The sequence below is a fragment of the Terrabacter sp. GCM10028922 genome, from assembly GCF_042666095.1.
GTDB lineage: Bacteria > Actinomycetota > Actinomycetes > Actinomycetales > Dermatophilaceae > Terrabacter.
In genome coordinates, this window is the sequence record NZ_JBHTFG010000028.1 from 20,010 (window position 1) to 35,523 (window position 15,514).

The 15,514-nt window shown below is 68.8% G+C and carries 13 protein-coding genes and 1 pseudogene; 3 read left to right on the forward strand and 11 right to left on the reverse strand.

From position 1 onward, the window contains the following. Positions 1-99 precede the first annotated feature (99 nt). From ACFQU3_RS19490 to ACFQU3_RS19525, 8 genes are all read right to left on the reverse strand, one after another. Positions 100-2,571, reverse strand: a complete 2,472-nt coding sequence (locus ACFQU3_RS19490) for a GH116 family glycosyl-hydrolase (protein WP_385912832.1) — start codon at positions 2,569-2,571, stop codon at positions 100-102. Position 2,572: 1 nt separating this feature from the next. After that, positions 2,573-3,691, reverse strand: coding sequence for a glycoside hydrolase family 172 protein (locus tag ACFQU3_RS19495; RefSeq protein WP_385912834.1), 1,119 nt, complete (start codon positions 3,689-3,691; stop codon positions 2,573-2,575). 94 nt (positions 3,692-3,785) lie between these two features. Next, entirely contained in the window at positions 3,786-4,778 is a 993-nt protein-coding gene (locus tag ACFQU3_RS19500; protein WP_385912881.1) for a LacI family DNA-binding transcriptional regulator, read from the reverse strand. An 85-nt stretch (positions 4,779-4,863) separates the two neighbouring features. Beyond that, entirely contained in the window at positions 4,864-5,325 is a 462-nt protein-coding gene (locus tag ACFQU3_RS19505) for a CHAD domain-containing protein (RefSeq protein ID WP_385912835.1), read from the reverse strand. Positions 5,326-5,345: 20 nt separating this feature from the next. After that, on the reverse strand, positions 5,346-6,146 hold the full coding sequence (locus tag ACFQU3_RS19510; RefSeq protein WP_385912837.1) for a transposase: 801 nt from the start codon (positions 6,144-6,146) through the stop codon (positions 5,346-5,348). Positions 6,147-6,617: 471 nt separating this feature from the next. After that, positions 6,618-7,493, reverse strand: coding sequence for a fumarylacetoacetate hydrolase family protein (locus ACFQU3_RS19515; RefSeq protein WP_385912839.1), 876 nt, complete (start codon positions 7,491-7,493; stop codon positions 6,618-6,620). 88 nt (positions 7,494-7,581) lie between these two features. Then, positions 7,582-9,162 carry an MFS transporter gene (locus tag ACFQU3_RS19520; RefSeq protein ID WP_385912841.1) on the reverse strand — a complete coding sequence of 527 codons (1,581 nt, stop codon included), beginning with the start codon at positions 9,160-9,162 and terminating at the stop codon, positions 7,582-7,584. A gap of 1 nt (position 9,163) precedes the next feature. Beyond that, positions 9,164-10,120 carry an MBL fold metallo-hydrolase gene (locus ACFQU3_RS19525; protein ID WP_385912843.1) on the reverse strand — a complete coding sequence of 319 codons (957 nt, stop codon included), beginning with the start codon at positions 10,118-10,120 and terminating at the stop codon, positions 9,164-9,166. 133 nt (positions 10,121-10,253) lie between these two features. Between ACFQU3_RS19525 and ACFQU3_RS19530 the strand changes: the two genes are divergently transcribed. Next, a complete protein-coding gene (locus tag ACFQU3_RS19530) occupies positions 10,254-10,856 on the forward strand; it encodes a TetR/AcrR family transcriptional regulator (protein WP_385912845.1) in 603 nt (200 codons plus the stop codon). A 184-nt stretch (positions 10,857-11,040) separates the two neighbouring features. On the opposite strand, the pseudogene ACFQU3_RS19535 reads toward ACFQU3_RS19530, so the two are convergent. Beyond that, positions 11,041-11,306: pseudogene (locus ACFQU3_RS19535) on the reverse strand (transposase); the annotation flags it as partial. Between the two features lie 510 nt (positions 11,307-11,816). Here ACFQU3_RS19535 and ACFQU3_RS19540 point away from each other — a divergent pair. Then, the gene (locus ACFQU3_RS19540) at positions 11,817-12,620 is read left to right on the forward strand and encodes a hypothetical protein (protein ID WP_385912847.1); all 804 of its coding nucleotides are present in this window, start codon (positions 11,817-11,819) and stop codon (positions 12,618-12,620) included. Positions 12,621-12,724: 104 nt separating this feature from the next. Next, positions 12,725-13,057 (forward strand): hypothetical protein, encoded by a 333-nt coding sequence (locus tag ACFQU3_RS19545; protein WP_385912849.1) that lies wholly within the window; start codon positions 12,725-12,727, stop codon positions 13,055-13,057. A gap of 216 nt (positions 13,058-13,273) precedes the next feature. Here the strand turns inward: ACFQU3_RS19545 and ACFQU3_RS19550 are convergent, their stop codons facing one another. Further along, the gene (locus tag ACFQU3_RS19550) at positions 13,274-13,585 is read right to left on the reverse strand and encodes a response regulator transcription factor (RefSeq protein ID WP_385912851.1); all 312 of its coding nucleotides are present in this window, start codon (positions 13,583-13,585) and stop codon (positions 13,274-13,276) included. Continuing rightward, a complete protein-coding gene (locus ACFQU3_RS19555; RefSeq protein ID WP_385912853.1) occupies positions 13,582-15,441 on the reverse strand; it encodes a hypothetical protein in 1,860 nt (619 codons plus the stop codon). The genes ACFQU3_RS19550 and ACFQU3_RS19555 overlap by 4 nt, the downstream gene beginning before the upstream one ends. Positions 15,442-15,514: the final 73 nt, after the last annotated feature.

Here is a 15,514-nt window from a genome sequence, read left to right on the forward strand (position 1 = left end):
TTCTCAGACAATGGCTTCGGGAATCGATTTCTCAGCGTGCCCTCGCAGCGGGTGAACGAGCCCACTCGACGCGTCCGGTCGGAGTGGCACTTCCACCCGTCAGTCGGTGTTGACGCGGACGGTGGCGAACGCATCACCGAGGACGGGTTCGTATGCCGCCGTGGCGCCCTCGGGGCCCACGGTGACGACAACGTGGCCCACCCGGTCGCCGGCGACGACGACCCAGCGGCCGGGGACGGGGGCGACGGTCAGGGTGTCGGCGACACGGTCGACGACCGCGCGTGGCCACGCATGGAGCAGCGCGAACGAGGCCATCGAACGGACGTAGTGGTTGCCGCACTCGACCTCGTTGAACGGGTTGCGTCGCATGCCGTCGTGGCGGTCGCGGACGTCGCCGACGACCTCGGCCGCGAGATCGTGCTCACCCTCCAGCGCGAGGCAGACCGCGGCCGTGTGCTCGAAGCCCGTCCAGACTTCCTCGCTGTACGGGAAGGGCCGGGCGGGCCGGTTGCCGCGGGGATACGTGCAGTTGAGCAGGCCGGCCTCATCACCGAGGGCGTAGCTGCGCATGTGGTTGACGTGCGCGGTGAGGTCGTCGCGGTGGTTCTCACGATTCACCGAGCGCACGGCGGTCGCGACGTGTGCAGGGTCGAGCCGGTCGTCGAGGCCGGAGAGCACGGCCATGGCGTGACCCGCGAGCTGGTCTGTGCCGCAGCCGGGTCCGATCTGGAGCACTGGTTCCACGAGGTCGTCGGACCCGACGAAGGGGCTGTCGCCGGCATACCGGATCCGCAGCCCCTCGGCGATGGCGTCTGCGGTGCCGGGCGGCCTGACGTCCTGCTCGTAGTAGTCGCCGTTGAAGAGCAGGGCGTCGGTGGCCCGGGCGCCGCGTTCGAGCAGGTCGGTGCACGTTGTCGCGAAGTCGTCGTCGCCGACGGCGGTGGCGAGGTCGACGCAGGCGGCGAGCGCGGCGAGGTACCACGACTGCCCGACTCCGTTGGGGCCGTAGTACTCGACGTCCATGGTGTTGTGCTGGCAGCCCTCCATGACACCGTCGCGGTCGGCGTCCCAGCCCTTCTCGACCCACGCGAACTCGAGGGCGCGACGAGCGTGGGGCCAGAGCGCACGAAGCCGCTCGGTGTCGCCCGACAGCCGCCACGTGCGGTGCAGCCGGACGAGCGCCCCCATCTGGCCGTCGGCCGCCGCGACGCGCCAGCCTGTGCCGGTGGTGGCGAGGGGGAGCCCCGCCCGGAAGCTCATGAGCCCGCGCTCGTCGAGGCTGTGCACGAGCTCGACCTCGCGCATCGACCACGCGAGGTCGGGGTGCAGCTGCTCGAGGGCGTACTGGTAGTTCCACACGTGGGTGCACGAGCCGTGACAGCTGCCGTGGTCGGCCATGCTGCCCTCCCAACCGAGGAACGTGCCGTCCTCGATGCGGAAGCACGTGGTCGAGCGCAGCACCGCGAGGTTCGACAGGGCCGCGTCCTGCACGGCCGTCGGCAGGTCGGACGCAGCGACGGCGCCGGTGAGGGCGAGGGTGCGTTTCTCGAGGGCGGGCAGGTGCGCCGCGACGTGGTCGACGACGTCTGCGGCGTCGACGAAGCGGGTCGCGTAGTGGTTGCCGACGACGTCCTCGGAGTGACTGTGGTCCGGTGGTGGTGCGAGGTCGTGTCGCCACCCGCGCCTGTTGGGCACGTGCCAGGCGATGACGAGGGTGACATCCAGGTGCTCCCCCGGCGCCAGCCGACGACCGGTCGTCAGGGAGCCGGTCGGCACGCGGGCCGGCAGGTCAGGCTCGTCGAGCAGCCCGTCGTGGGAGAAGTCCTGCCAGAAGTCGAGGAGCGAGTCGCCCCACGAGCGTTTCGCCCACGACGTCCGCGCGCTCGTGGCCTCCGCGTCGAGGAGGCTAAGGGCCAGGGTGCCCCACGACTCGGCGGTCGGGTCGACGGTCGTGCGCCCGACGAGCGTCGTGCAGCCGTTGCCGCCGACCAGCTCGTACCCGTTGCCGTCCGGGAGCTCCGCGCCCGGTTGGCGTCCGAGGACGTTGTGGACACTGGCAGCGAGGGACACGTCGAGGTCTTGGGCGCCCTTGTTGCGCAACCTGATCCGCAGGATCGCCACGGGCAGCCCGCTCGCGTCGGCGTCGCCGGGGACCAGTGGGTTGAACGCGCCGAGCGTGATGTCGAGCGGCACGTCGGGATCCGCGAGCGTGACCGTCCCGAAGGGGTATGCCGCCGCGAACGTCGCGCGCCGGAAGCGCGGCAGGCCATGGAGCGGGGTCGGGCTGCCGAGCGGTCCGTCGTACTCCGTGTCGGGCAGCACGCCCTCGAGGACGCGGGTCTGCTGACCGTCCCGCACGCCGTCCCCTGCGACGCGTACGCAGAGGAACGACTCGGGCGTGAAGCCCTTGGCAGGTCGGTTGAAGAGCTCCCAGTCGAGCAGGTTGCCGCGACCGCCGAGGCTGATCGTGCCGGTGCCGATGCCACCGACCGGGAGGGCGACCCGCCTCAGCCGGTCGGCGGCATGCGTCGTAACCGTGGGCCAGCCCCAGGGATGGGCGTCGGGTGCCACGTCAGGTCAGCGGGTCCATCGGCTCGCCGGCGATCTCGAGGTCGTCGAACGAGGCGGGGTCGGGCCGGTTCGTGACCGGGCGGTCGAGGTAGAAGAAGGCCGTCGAGGCGATGTCGTCGTGGAGCGGGTTGTAGCGGTGGCCCGAGCGCCAGCCGAGCGCCTGGATGTCGACGGTGAGGTCCTGCGCGAAGTGGATCGGGTCCATGACGTGCCAGCGGTAGAGGCCGAAGCGCTGCTGCGAGTGGTAGAGCCCGTCGGGACGAAGCACCTGGGGCATGCCGAGGTACGGCGTCGAGAAGCTCGTGTAGCCCTGGCCGGGCACGTCGAAGTTCCAGGCGCCGCCGAAGTAGTCCTCGGTGCCGGTGCCGCAGATCGTCGGCCACGCGCCATCGGCCAGGTCGCGGTCGCCGTCGACGTAGAACTTGATCTCGCCCTCGCCCCACCAGCCCGGACTGTTGACGCCCCAGGCCATGTAGGTGCCGACGTAGTGACCACGGCCCCCGATACCGGTCACGATCGGGTGGGTCTCGCGGTCGGGCAGCGGGTTGCTGCGGCGGTACTGCGCGTGGAGGTAGCCGGCGCCCTGCACCTGCGCCTCGACGTCGGGTCCGATCTCGTAGGTCACCTGGTAGTAGACGGTGGCGGTGCGGTCGGCGAGGTTCTCGATGGTCAGGCGGGCACCCTCGCGGAAGGGCATCGGCCAGTACGAGTTGAAGCCGCCGTGGGGGTTGCTCGCGACCACCGCGGAGGAGACCTGGGCGAAGTGGCCCCAGCCGTTGCAGAAGAAGTCGCCGAGCGGCACCTCGATGGCGGGCTCGCTCGCGCCGTCCCAGTACGCACGCAGGACGAGGCTGCGCCAGTTGCTGCGGTGCGTCGTGAGCCAGATGTGCGTGATGCGGCCGGCGCCCTCGATGCTCGCGAGGTCGAACGTGGCCTCGGCCTCGATGTCGACGCTCGGCGAGATCTTCCAGCCGACGCCGAGGTCGCGGGCGCACGCGGCGCCCGTGCCCTCGGTCGCCCGGCCGCCACCACCCTTCGCGCCGTCGAAGTTCTCCGGCGAGATGGACCGCGTCTCGACGGAGCGGAGGTTCGCGATGTCGGTCAGGGCTTGCGGCGTCATTGCCAGGTCTCCTGGGGGGTAGGGGCTCAACGTCAGCAATCGATTTCTCATGCGTGAACCTAAGTGACCTCGGGCGCCCGGTCAACCGGTGGTGTTACGCGTGCCGCTTCGAACTCGCCCGGATGACGAGCGACGTCTCGAGGACGACGGTCTCGGCGGGACGACCCCCGCGCCTCGTCCGCACGCGTTCGAGGAGCAGCTGCCCCGCACGGCTGCCGATGTCGTAGGCCGGCTGAACCACCACCGACATCGGCGGATCGACGAAGCGCGCCCACGGTGCGTCGTCGAAGGCGATCAGGCCGACGTCGCGCCCCGGGACGATCCCCCGCTCCCGGAACTCCTCGAGGGCACCGAGGGCCATGAGCGAGTTGGCCACGAAGAACGAGTCCGGAGGCTTCGCGAGCCGCAGGAGCGAGGCCACCGCAGAGCGCGCCGTCTCGGCGTTGTACTCGGTGTGCCGCACGAGCGAGACAAGCGGCCGACGCTGGGCCTCTGCCCAGGCGCGGCGATAGCCGTCGAGTCGCTGCTCCGCGGTCTCGGTCGATGATGGACCGGTCACGCAGGCGGGGCGCTGCCAGCCCTGCTCGAAGAGGTGTCTGGTGGCCTCCTGCGCACCGCGGGCCGAGTCGACGACAACCGTGTCGACGGGCGCGTCCAGGTGTCGGTCGACCGCCACGACGGGGATCGAGGCGGCCATGAGCCGGGAGATGTCGCTTCCCGCGCGGTTCGGCGACATGACAACACCCGAGACCTGCTCGCGCTCGGCGACGTCGAGGTAGCGGGCCTCCTTCTCGGAGTCGCCGTCGGTGTTGCACAGCACGACCGAGAATCCCTCACGCTGCGCGATGTCCTCCACGCCACGGGCGACCGCGGTGAAGAACGGGTTCTCGATGTCCGAGATGATCAGCGCCCACACGTCGGTGCGCTGGAGGCGCAGGCTGCGCGCCACCCCGTTGGCGCGGTAGTCGAGCCGGCGGGCTGCGTCGCGGACGCGCTGCGCCAGCGCCTCGTCGACGTTGGCCACACCGTTGAGGACCCGCGACACAGTGGCGGGTGAGACGCCGGCAAGAGCGGCGACGTCCTTCATCTTCGGCACGGTGACTCCTGGTCTCAGGCAACCCTCTCAATCGCAGCCTAGAGCCGAGAAATCGTGTTCGGGAACTGCGACTCGCTCATTGGTCGGTCGCGATGTGCTCCTCGAGAGCGTCGATCTTGCGCCAGGCCCGCTCCTCGAGCTTTCTCGTCGCGCGCTGCTCGTCCGCGTCGAGGTGGCCGAGGAGGAAGGTGGCCGCCTCACCGCTGGCCTCGTCGAGGGCGAGGTGGCGCAACGTCGCCCGGGTCATGACGGCGTCGTGGTGGTCACCCAACACCGACTGGATCCGCTTGGCGTGCTTGCCGGTGCGGCTGATGCGCTTGCCGGTGACCGGGGCGGCCGTCTCCGCTGCGTACTCCGCCCAGTCAGGCGCTCGGCGTAGGCAAGTCCTTTCGGCATTGCCAGGTCGAGCTATCTGGGACGGGACTACGGAGTCGAGCTCGTGCAGGATGCCCCTTGCGTCGTAGACGAGGGCGGTGTCGACGACGCACCGCCAGTCCGCCTCGGGTTCGCGGGGCACCCGGTAGCCCATCCGGCCCATGAACGACTCAACGGGAGTGCTTATGACTGAGCGGCCAAAACCGTGCACCCCCGCGCTCCGCCAGAAAGCGTCATCGCATGGGCGCTCTTTGGCCTGGGGTCGCAGTGCGTCCTTTCGCCGCTAGCCGCGCGCGGGCTGGCGGTCGCCGTCCGGGAACCGCCGAAGGCGAGTGCCTCCTTCAGCATCGCGTGGGCGCGACGAGCCAGGGTCCGCAGCGCGACGACGGTGCTGGTCGTTTCGACGTCCCACGCTGACTGAACACGCAACTTGGCGGCGGTGTTGAGCATCGCGGCGAGCTTCAGGCCGCGGAACCTGACTCGGATCCGTTCCGGCGCAGCGATCACGAGGCTGAAGACCTGCAGCTGCGCCTCGGTGGAGGCATTGATCGCTGAGCGGCGGGCGGTCAAAAGCACTGACAGGGCTTGGCGTTCGCCTCCGCTGCGTGGTGTCCCCAACCGCGGTCGCGCCATCGCCTCACGCGCGGCTCGGATCGCATCAAGGGGGTCCGACTTCGCGCCGTTGCGTCGCGCGGACCGCTTCGGACGGTCCAACTCGATGACGAGCTCCGATGACTCCAGCAGGTGACGGGTCAGACCGGCGCCGTGGCCGCCGGTTCCTTCGATCGCCCAGGCCCGCGACATCGGATAGTTGTTGGCGAACTCCATCAGCTCGGCATAGCCCGCGGCCGTTGCCGCGACGGTGATCTCGCCAAGGACACCACCGGTCGCGGCGTCGATGACCGCCGCGGAGTGGGTGTGGACGTGGGTGTCGACGCCGATGACGACATCGACCAGGTCACCTAGATCGGTCAGACTGTTCATGCGTTCTCTCCTTCGCCGGACGGGACGTGGTTCCGGTCCGGGACGAAGGCTCGGCAGGACTGTGATGAGACACGCCCGGCGCCGCTAACGCCGGGTGGTCAAGCTCCTAATCAGGCCAGCTCCTCCGACCGGGCCGGGGCCGGCGACCGCGAGCGGACACGTCGCACCAAGGCACGAAAGCCAGTCTTTCCGGGGGTCACACCCGCAGCCGCCAACCCACAGCCCATCACCATCAGGCTGCAATGGCGATCCTCACAGTCTTACCGCCGCGTCAGCGCGCCCAGATTGACGCTCTGCCCGGATCAGTTCGCGATATGCGTCAGATGGCGATTGCGCTTCATTGGAACTGGTGTTCTGGCTCGCGCCAGCTACGCGCGGGGAGCCTTGAGGCGCCGCCACATCAGGGATCCCGGCGCCTCGACACTGGCGCCGCATCCCGCCTTGACGCTGGCCCCGTCCGGTCGTTCCGGCTCAGGTTCGAACCCGCGCTCGGGAAAGGGGGACCCGGGGCGCGCTGGTCGTGACCAGGTTCTCGATCGTGCCGAGCCCCTCCACCGTCATCTTCACGCGGTCGCCCGGTCGCAGCGGCGGCGGCTCCATCGTCCCCGATCTGCCCCAGAGCTCAGCGAGGCAACCGCTGCCGCACGTTCCCGAGCCGAGCACGTCGCCGGCCCGAACCCACGTGCCTCGGCTCGCGTAGGCGATCATCTCCTCGAAGGTCCACGACATTCGACTGGTGCTGTCGCGGCCAACCGTCTCGCCATTGACCTGCACCTCCATGTCTAGCGACAGGAAACCCTCGTCGTCGCGGAGGTGTTCGAGCTCATCAGGGGTCACGATCCATGGCCCGAGCGTGCAGGCTGTGTCCTTCCCCTTGCTGGGCCCGAGCTGGATGGTCATCTCGCGAGCTTGCAGGTCTCGAGCCGACCAGTCGTTGAAGACTGTGTAGCCGGCGATGTGGTCACGAGCCTGCTCGGGCGTGAGGTTGTATCCGTCTCGTCCGATCACAACAGCAACTTCCAGCTCGAAGTCGAACACGTTGCATCCCGGTGGCACGGGCACCGCATCGTAGGCACCGACCATGGAATGCGGGTTGGTGAAGTAGAACGTGGGCGCTTCGTACCAGGCATCGGGAACCTCGTGGCCGAAGCGCCGCGTCACTCCTTCGAGGTGCTGATGGAAGGTGATGAAGTCTCGGACGCTGCGGGGAACGATGGGTGGCAGCAGCCGGACACTGGTGAGCGGCGCGCCCGGGCCGAGAAGCGCCTCTGCGACTGCATCCTTCAGCGCTCCACCCTCGTCACGAAGCAGATGGTCGAGGTCGGCCCCCTCGCGGAACTGGTACACGCGGTCGTTGGCGACGACTCCCGTCGTGCCGTCACGCCAGGCGGGCGTGTCTGCCTTGCTGATCTCGGTCCATCGGGCCAGACGCACCTCAGTGAACCTCGAGAGTCGTGGCAGGGGTCTTTCCACCCTTGCAGAACAAGGCCGCGACGAGGGCACCCACGGCACAGGCTGCTGCTGCGACGGTGAAGCCGAGGCCATAACCCTGCGCGAGCGCGTCCTGCGCGATGTGCGCGACCTGGGGTCCCATCGGCACCGAGGCGAGCGCGAGGGAGCCGCCTGCTTCCAGAACGCCGTGAGCGGGTCCGGCGACCTCGGGCGGCAGGCCGGCCGTGTTCAGGGACTCGGCCGCAAGGTGCGCGGCCCGGGTGAGGGCGATGCTGCCGATGATGGCCGGGGCGAGGGTCTGACCCAGGTCGCGCATCATGCTGGAGGTCGCGCTCGCCATTCCGGTCAGGTGGACCGGGACGGCGTTGACCGCCGCCGCGGTGAGCGCCGAGACCAGCAGGCCGAAGCCGAGTCCGTTGAGGACTAGGGATCCCAGGATGGGGGCGATGCCGGTCTTCGACACCGGGGTCGCGATGAGCCAGACGTCGGCTAACGCGATCGCGACCAACCCGCTTACGAGCATGACGCGGGGCCCGACGCGCCGCAGCAGACGCACAAGCAGAGGCCAGACGAACGGCGTGATGGCTTGGATGATCACGAATGGGATGGCGGCGTGGATGACGGTCTGGTGCTGAATTACGCCCAGGCGGATCGAGAGAGCGTAGGCACCGCCAAGGAAGCCGAACATTCCGATCACGGAGACCACGGCAGCGGCCGCAAACGCCCGGATCCGGAACAGAGACAGCAGAAGCAACGGGTGTTCTGCGCGCGACTCGACGAACACGAATGCAGCGAGCAGGACGACGGCGAGGAGGAACGAGGCGGCGACGAGCGGGTCCGTCCAGCCACGCTCCGCTGCCTCGATCACCCCGAACAGCAGGGCGAGAAGACCAGTTGCGATGGTCACCTGCCCCGGGATGTCGAACTGCCGAGGCTCCGGCGACCGCGAGTCGTGGGCCAACGCGACCATGAGCGCGAGGCTGAGCGCACCGAACGCGGCGGCTCCGAGGAAAGCCCATCGGAATCCGCTCCATTCGGTCAGTGCCGCCGACAGCGGCGGTGCAGCAAGTGCACCTGTCGACAGAGCGGTGGTCCACGCCGCCAGACCGCGCGCCCGCTGCTTCGCTCCTGGCGTGACAGCGGTGATCGATGCCAGCGAGGTCGGGAACATGGCTGCGGCGCCGATTCCAGCGATTGACTGTCCCACCCACAGGCCGTGCAGGGTTCCGCTGATTCCTGAGACCAAGAGCCCGATGGTGAGTGCGGCGGCGCCGAAGCTCAGGATCTTGCGGCGGCCGAACCGGTCGCCCAGCATGCCGAACGAGAGGCTGAACATCGCGATCGGAACGAGGAACGTCGCCGAGATCCAGGTGAGCTCAGATCCAGTGGTCCGCAGTCCCGCCTGCATCTCGCCGTTGATGGCGGCGGGAAGCACGAGGGCCAGCTGTGCCGCGAAAACGGCGCTACAGGCGGCGACCAGGGTGCCGGTGTGCGGCGGCGACTCGGAGACCGGCCGCGGGCGCATCGGGGTGTCCTGTTCACGAAGGATTGCCGTCTCGTCCATTTCATGCCTCCAGTAGTTCGGCCATGCAGCCGAAGAGTTGCGGCGGGTTCGGGACCTGGTAGTCTTGGTCGAGCTCGCCGTAGATGGCGTGCACGTTGGCGATGAGCCGTTCGGACTCGGGCGGGTTGCGGAACAAGGCCGGCTCGCCTTCCGCGATCTCGCGTGCCGCGCTGATTGCCGTCCTTCCGGCGTTGTAGCCGGCGGTGGCCACCGCGTGGACACGTTCGAGGTAGCGGCGGGCGGGTTCGAGGCACTGCGGGCCGGCGACAGGGCCGTGCCCGGGGACGACGGTGTCGATGTCGAGCATGGCAATGGTCTCGAGTGCGGCCAGCCAGCCGCTGACTGGACCGGCCCACATGATGGGAGTGCCCTCGTTGAAGACGATGTCGCCGGTGAAGACTGTCCGGGCGGAGGGCACGTAGACGATGACGTCGCCGTCGGTGTGCGCGGGTCCCACCTCGATCAGGTGAACCTCGACTCCGCCCACCTCGAGTACGAGGTCGCCGGTGAAAGTGCGGGTTGGGTAGCGTGGGTCGATTGCGTCGAAGTCGAAGTTGCCGAAGATGTCGCGAACGAAGGGGCCTGTCGGCGCAGCCGAGGTCAGGAGCTGGCGAAGTTGCGCGGGACCCACACGCCGCATCTCCAGGGCCGCGGCGACGGAGGCGACGATCTCGGCCCTGGGCAGCAGCTGGTTGCCGAACCAGTGGTCTCCGTTGGCATGAGTGTTCACGACAACCTGGATGGGTGCTTCGGCCAGCAGTGGACCAAAGTCCTCGAGCATCAGCTCTGTGAGGGACAGGTCGAACAGTGTGTCGACGAGAAGCGAGGACTCGTTCCCGACGACGAGGCCTGCATTGCTCAGGCCCCAGCCGCCATCGGGTTGAACCCACGCGTAGCAGCCATCAGCAATCTGCTCGCGGTGCGCGGCTTGGTGTGGGTGCATACCGTCTCCCTTCAAAGTTCGTTAGACTGACACTCATTCTTGGACTGAAGTCCAGCCAAAAGTAGCTGCGGCCACATTCGGCGTCAAGAGGTGGCGCCCAATGTCTGCTTGAATCGCTGTCGCGAGACGTGGTCGAAATGGAAGCGAGGTGGTTGCCCTGAGCGCTCCTGCACCAGTCGGGCGGCGGGCACGGAAGGTCCAGCTCAGTCGTGATCGGCTCTATGAGTCCGCGCTCTCGCTGTTCCTCGAGAGCGGCTTCGACGCCACGACGGTGGACCAGATCGCAGAGCGTGCGGACGTTGCGAGGGCGACGGTGTTCAACCACTTCCCGCAGAAGATGGCCTTTCTGGAGGAGTGGGGCGCACGGCGACGTGCCCTGGTCCGGGAACGCCTGCAGGCGCACCCGCAGGATCTCGGAACCGCGGCCGAGGAGTTGGCCGCATATCTGACTGAGTTCGCGCTGCTCAACGAGAGAACAAGGGATCAGACGCGCGCCCTGATGGAGCCGGCGCTGCGGCTGGGCGATGCTCTGCGGTCACCCACGTTGGACGTCGACCTGGCCCTCGCCGTCAAGCGTGGACAGTCTGCGGGCGAGTTCCGCGCAGACGTCGACGCGGACCATGTCGGCCAGCTCCTCACGGCCGGCTACTTCACAACCGTCCTCAGGTGGGCGGCCCAGGACCCCGAGCCCTTCCCGCTGCAGGAGCGTCTCCTGGAGAGTCTCGACTTGATCCTGCGAGGTCTCCGCTGAGCCTGCATCCACCGATCGGCGTGCCTGGCCGCGGATCGTGGCGTCGACGGTGGCGTGGGCCGGTTGAGGGCGCGGCCGGTCCGCCCGGCCTCTCATCCGTTCTGCCCATGGGCTTGATCCTCAGTCGTGCCCTCGCCGACAGGGGGTCAGGTCGTCGGTGCCGGTGGTGGCCTGCAGGCACGGGTCACAGTTGGTTCCAAGCCTGCTCCCAGGGCCAGCGTTGAGGTAGGTGCAGCCTCACCCGTCGCGCGGACGAAGCGATCCCCGCGGGGATCACGATGAGCTTGCGGCGGACGGTCGCGGTAGTCGATTTGGCCAGCGCTGGGCCGGCCACGGTCGCCGCAGCGCGGGTCAGGTTGAACGCGATCACCGCCAGCACGGGCCAGGCCGAGTTGGCGCGAACTTGCCCGAGGGCAGGTGGGCCAGGGCGGCGTGCTTCAGGGCGGCGTGACCCGCATTAGTCACTCAGAGGTGGCGCAGGCGGACGCTCCGACCGCGTCATTCCGCCGCGAGCCGGGCACGGGCCTCCAACACATTCGGAGTTGCCGCAGACCGTACTCCAGAAACGGTCCGTCTTGGAGACGGCGGGCGGGCTCGTCAGCCGTGCGCCATACGGAACGGGATCGGGGGTGGGTTCCGCCGACTCCCCCGACAGAACCCACCCCGTCAACTCCCCCACCGGTCCCCCGACCCGGCTATTGCTCCGACCATCCCTCACGAATCGGCCGGTCCCTCCCCCATGACGGCCACTCTGCCGCGCGGACTGCAAGATAGACAGGCCAGAACCAGCGTGTTTTCCGCAAGACTCTGGGCGCCAGTACGATCGACATTCCGCCGCGAGCCGGGCACGGGGCCCCTTGGCGTTCTTTGTCGGACCTGCCGATGGGCGGAAGTCCAGATTCAGCGGGCGCTTCCCCCAAGCGCCCGCGTAAGGCAGGGGCCTAGGACATACTTCGCAGCGTGATCGGGAGCCCGGGATGGCATGCAGCACGCGCGCGTGCGGCGCGTGTGCTGGCTGGCGCCTGGTTCTCGGCGAGCACGCTCGTGGCGGCGGGCTTCGGTCCACGTCTCACCAATGACGCGCTGACGTGGTCACTGCTGGCCGTTCCAGGTCTCGCCTTCGTCACCGTGACGCTCGTGCGCCCACGACCCCGCGTGCCCGCCTCGCTGCTCTGGTCGGGCCCGTGGTCGGCCGGGCTGAACTCCGTGACGCGGCTTCTGCGGCCCTACGCTCCCGGGATGCTCGCCGCCGCCGCCACCATCGCCGCGGCTTACCTCGGGGCTGGCTGGTCGCTGCTGCGCGGGGCGGGGCAGGGCCTGGGTCCGCTGCTCATCGGGCCGGACCCGTACGTGGACTGGACACTGCTCGTCGGCGGCGGTGCGATCAGCGCCCTATCCGGGTTTCTGATCATCCTGGTGGTCGTGCTTCCGCTCGGAGCCGCCCTCGATGCCCGACGGGCATGGGGCAGCGACCGACCGGGGGCACGGCGGCTACTCGCCTTCGCGGTCGCCTCGCTCGGCGGCGTGGTGACGATCGCGTCGCTCGTCATGGTCAACCCCGGCCCCGCCGGTGACGACGCCCAGCCCACTCGCAGCCGCCTCGAGAACATGGCCTGGGCGGCACGCGCGTTCGCGAGCCTGCTCCTCGGAGCGTTCCACTCACCCGCTTCCACACCGGCCACGTGGCTCGCACGCGCCGGCTTAGCGCTCTTGCTTGCATCCCTCGCCCTGTACTGGTGGCCAACCCGAAGACGCGCGACCTAGGCCCGCGCGAAGCGGGGCGCTGAAGCGATCCTCCAGAGCGCGCTCGTGCCGCGAGTGGCGGAAACACAAGGGCGCACGACGAGACACAGTTCTACGCTTCGACCATGGCTGAGCGGGTCATGTACCTCCAGCTCAAGACCGGCTACAACACCGACCGCGGGCCGGCTTGGATCGCTCGGGTGCGCTTCACGCGTAGTTGGCGGACGGCATACGTGTACGGCCGCACCTTGGCCCGCGTCACCGGGACCGCGAGGGCCAACTTTGACTCCAACTTCTGCGACGTCGACACGGGCGAAACGTTCTGGATGTGTGGGCCCAAGCGCGATCGAACGGACGGGCGCTACACGAGCCGGCAACCGCTCGTGGACGAAGACGCACGCGAACCGTACGAAGCCTTTCTTGACGGTTCGCCGCTTCCGGGCCGAGAGTCCGGGTAACCACGGTGGAGGAAGACGGCAGTCGGGACGAAGCTGCCGGCGAACCACGCAGCCCCGACAAGCAGCATCAGCCGAGCGACCCTGCCGAACCGCATCGACGCAAGGCCGGCACCGAGCACGACCACCCCGACCAGCAGGTCGATCGCATGGAGTAGACCGATCCAGGCCATGGGTCACCCGGTCAGCCGGCCCAGCGCAGAGCCGCTGAGCTCGCTCTTACCCACGAAGCCACGCGCGGGGCTGGCCGCGACACCGCGCGCCGTACGAGATGGCGCTGCGAGTGGAGGTCAGCACCACCGCACAGCGAGGCGCTTTGTCCGCGATGCGCTTGGATACGGCGAACCCGTCGACGTCGGGCAGGACGACGTCAAGCAGCACGACGTCGGGCAACAGGCGGCATACCAGCTCGGCACCGGAGGAGCCGTCCGCCTCCTCCCCGACGACGTCGTAACCCTCCGCCTCGAGAAGCGCTCGTGCGAAGGCTCGGAAGCCGGCGTGGTCGTCGATGATCACGAGGGTGCGTGTCATCGCGCCTTCCTCGTCAAGGTCCACGGATGGAGAGTCCACACGACTCTGGCGTCACACCGCCAGGTGCCCACGGGTGTGAGCGTCAGGGTCGTGCCGTCGAACGTGAAGGTGGCGATTAGGACGCTCCGGCGGGCCCCATACGGCTGGATTCCGCTGCTCGTGATCAAAGTCAGCTCGAACGTGCCGCCGTATACGCGGTAGTTGCCGACCCATGCCATGTTCGCGATCGCCGAGGGGGTGCCCTCGCGGAAGTACTCCGTCACTGCTCCGCCGGAGAGCGTGAAGCTCGCGTACCAGGTCCGGGGGTCGCTGGTCGCGGCCCCGTTGAGGTAATCGGCCCCCGGCCGGCCGTCGCAGAGGTGGCGGTCGTCGGACGAGAGCACCGTCTCGTACGTGCCGTCCGGAACCACCGACGCGACCGGGTGAGCCGGACCGGACCGCAGGACCCACGGGTTGGTCGTCCAGATGGCGGCGTCGCCGCACGAGCCGCCGCTCATGTCGCTGAGCCGAAGGGCGGTCCCGTCGAAAGACCACCTCGCGGTGAGGTTGTCGACCTGAACCTGGTCGCGCAGGGTGCGGTAAACCATGTCGTGCCCGACCTTCGGGGGCGCGGTCTGGCTGTCGATACGTTGACGCATCGTGAGCCGGTCGCCACGCACCTCGAGCGAGAACCAGGACTTTCGCCCCGGCGTGCCCTGCGCCGAACCATCCGTGCACTGTGACGTCAGATCGTTCTCGAGCACCATGTCGTAGGTTCCCTCCGGGAACGCCCCCCCGCCGGTACCGGGACCGGGGCCGGGGGCGGGACACGCCGAGACGTCCGGCGGCGCGGCGACGGAGGCCCGGAGATCGGTGAGCCGGTCGAGCATCCGGGCGTTGCCCGGGTCGTCAGCAATCTCGTCGTAAACCGTTTGGACGACATGGCGCAGGCCGGCGAGCTGCAGGTCCGACGAGGGCAGGAACGCGACATCCTGTCCACACAGCTTCGCGACGGCAGAGTCTTCCTCGCTCTGAGTCGCCTCGAGGGCCGCCGGAATCGCGTCCGTTGCGGCCGTGCGCAGTACCTCCCGCTGGACGTCGGTCAGCGCACGATAGGACGCCTCGTTGAGGACCACCGCCATGGCTTGCGGCCAGAGGTTGACGTTCGCGGTGACGTACTTCGCCTCGAGTCCGTAGAAGGTGCCGACGACGTTCTCGACCTGCTGCTCGTAGGCGTCGACCTCGGCGAGGTTCGCGCCGGACGGCATCCGTGTGAAGGTCTCCGCGAGGGTCGTCGCCGTGGCCTCCGGTATGCCGCCGCCCTGGATCCCGAGGTCGGCAAAGCGGAAGTCCGCGCGCTCCAGGAACGGTTTGCGCACCCCGAGCACTTTGCGCATCGGACCCGGCAGGACGGCGACCGCCACCAGGCCGTGCCCCTCGAGGCCGCGGGCCATCTCGAGCGGGATCCCCTCCGAGAAGATGCGCTCCTGCAGGACCTGGCTGTCGACGAGCAGCGGCGCCACGAGCGGTTCGAACGACGTCACGCCGATCAGGTCGAGCGCCCGCACGCCTACCCAGGCGCCCGGCACACGACGGCCCTTCACGTCTTCGAGGGTGCGCTGCTCGAAATCGATCTCACCCTGACGCCAGTAGTCGGTGAAGTGAAGGAGCAGGGACCCGTGCGACTGCTTCTTCACCTCCGCGGCATACGCCTGGACCTGCGCGGGCGCAACGTCGTTGAGCTGGGCGATCTCCAGCACGGTGATCTCTGGGAGGCCCCGGCCACCGGCTCGGTTGGGTGTCGAGGAGGCGCAACCGGCCAGGCCCAGCACGACGGCCGCCATGAGGGCCAGGCTCGACCTCGTGTCTCGGGTCACGGTTGGCACTTCCCTTCGGTGCCTCGAGGCTCAGATTCTCTCGCTTTGACGCCAGTGTCGTCCGGCCAATCGG

Excerpts from the sequence above, each read along its gene's own strand:
- ACFQU3_RS19520 (WP_385912841.1), bottom strand. The coding sequence starts at position 9,162 with ATGGACGAGACGGCAATCCTTCGTGAACAGGACACCCCGATGCGCCCG.
- ACFQU3_RS19545 (WP_385912849.1), top strand. The coding sequence starts at position 12,725 with ATGGCTGAGCGGGTCATGTACCTCCAGCTCAAGACCGGCTACAACACC.
- ACFQU3_RS19495 (WP_385912834.1), bottom strand. The coding sequence starts at position 3,691 with ATGACGCCGCAAGCCCTGACCGACATCGCGAACCTCCGCTCCGTCGAG.
- ACFQU3_RS19500 (WP_385912881.1), bottom strand. The coding sequence starts at position 4,778 with ATGAAGGACGTCGCCGCTCTTGCCGGCGTCTCACCCGCCACTGTGTCG.
- ACFQU3_RS19505 (WP_385912835.1), bottom strand. The coding sequence starts at position 5,325 with ATGGGCCGGATGGGCTACCGGGTGCCCCGCGAACCCGAGGCGGACTGG.
- ACFQU3_RS19550 (WP_385912851.1), bottom strand. The coding sequence starts at position 13,585 with ATGACACGCACCCTCGTGATCATCGACGACCACGCCGGCTTCCGAGCC.
- ACFQU3_RS19510 (WP_385912837.1), bottom strand. The coding sequence starts at position 6,146 with ATGAACAGTCTGACCGATCTAGGTGACCTGGTCGATGTCGTCATCGGC.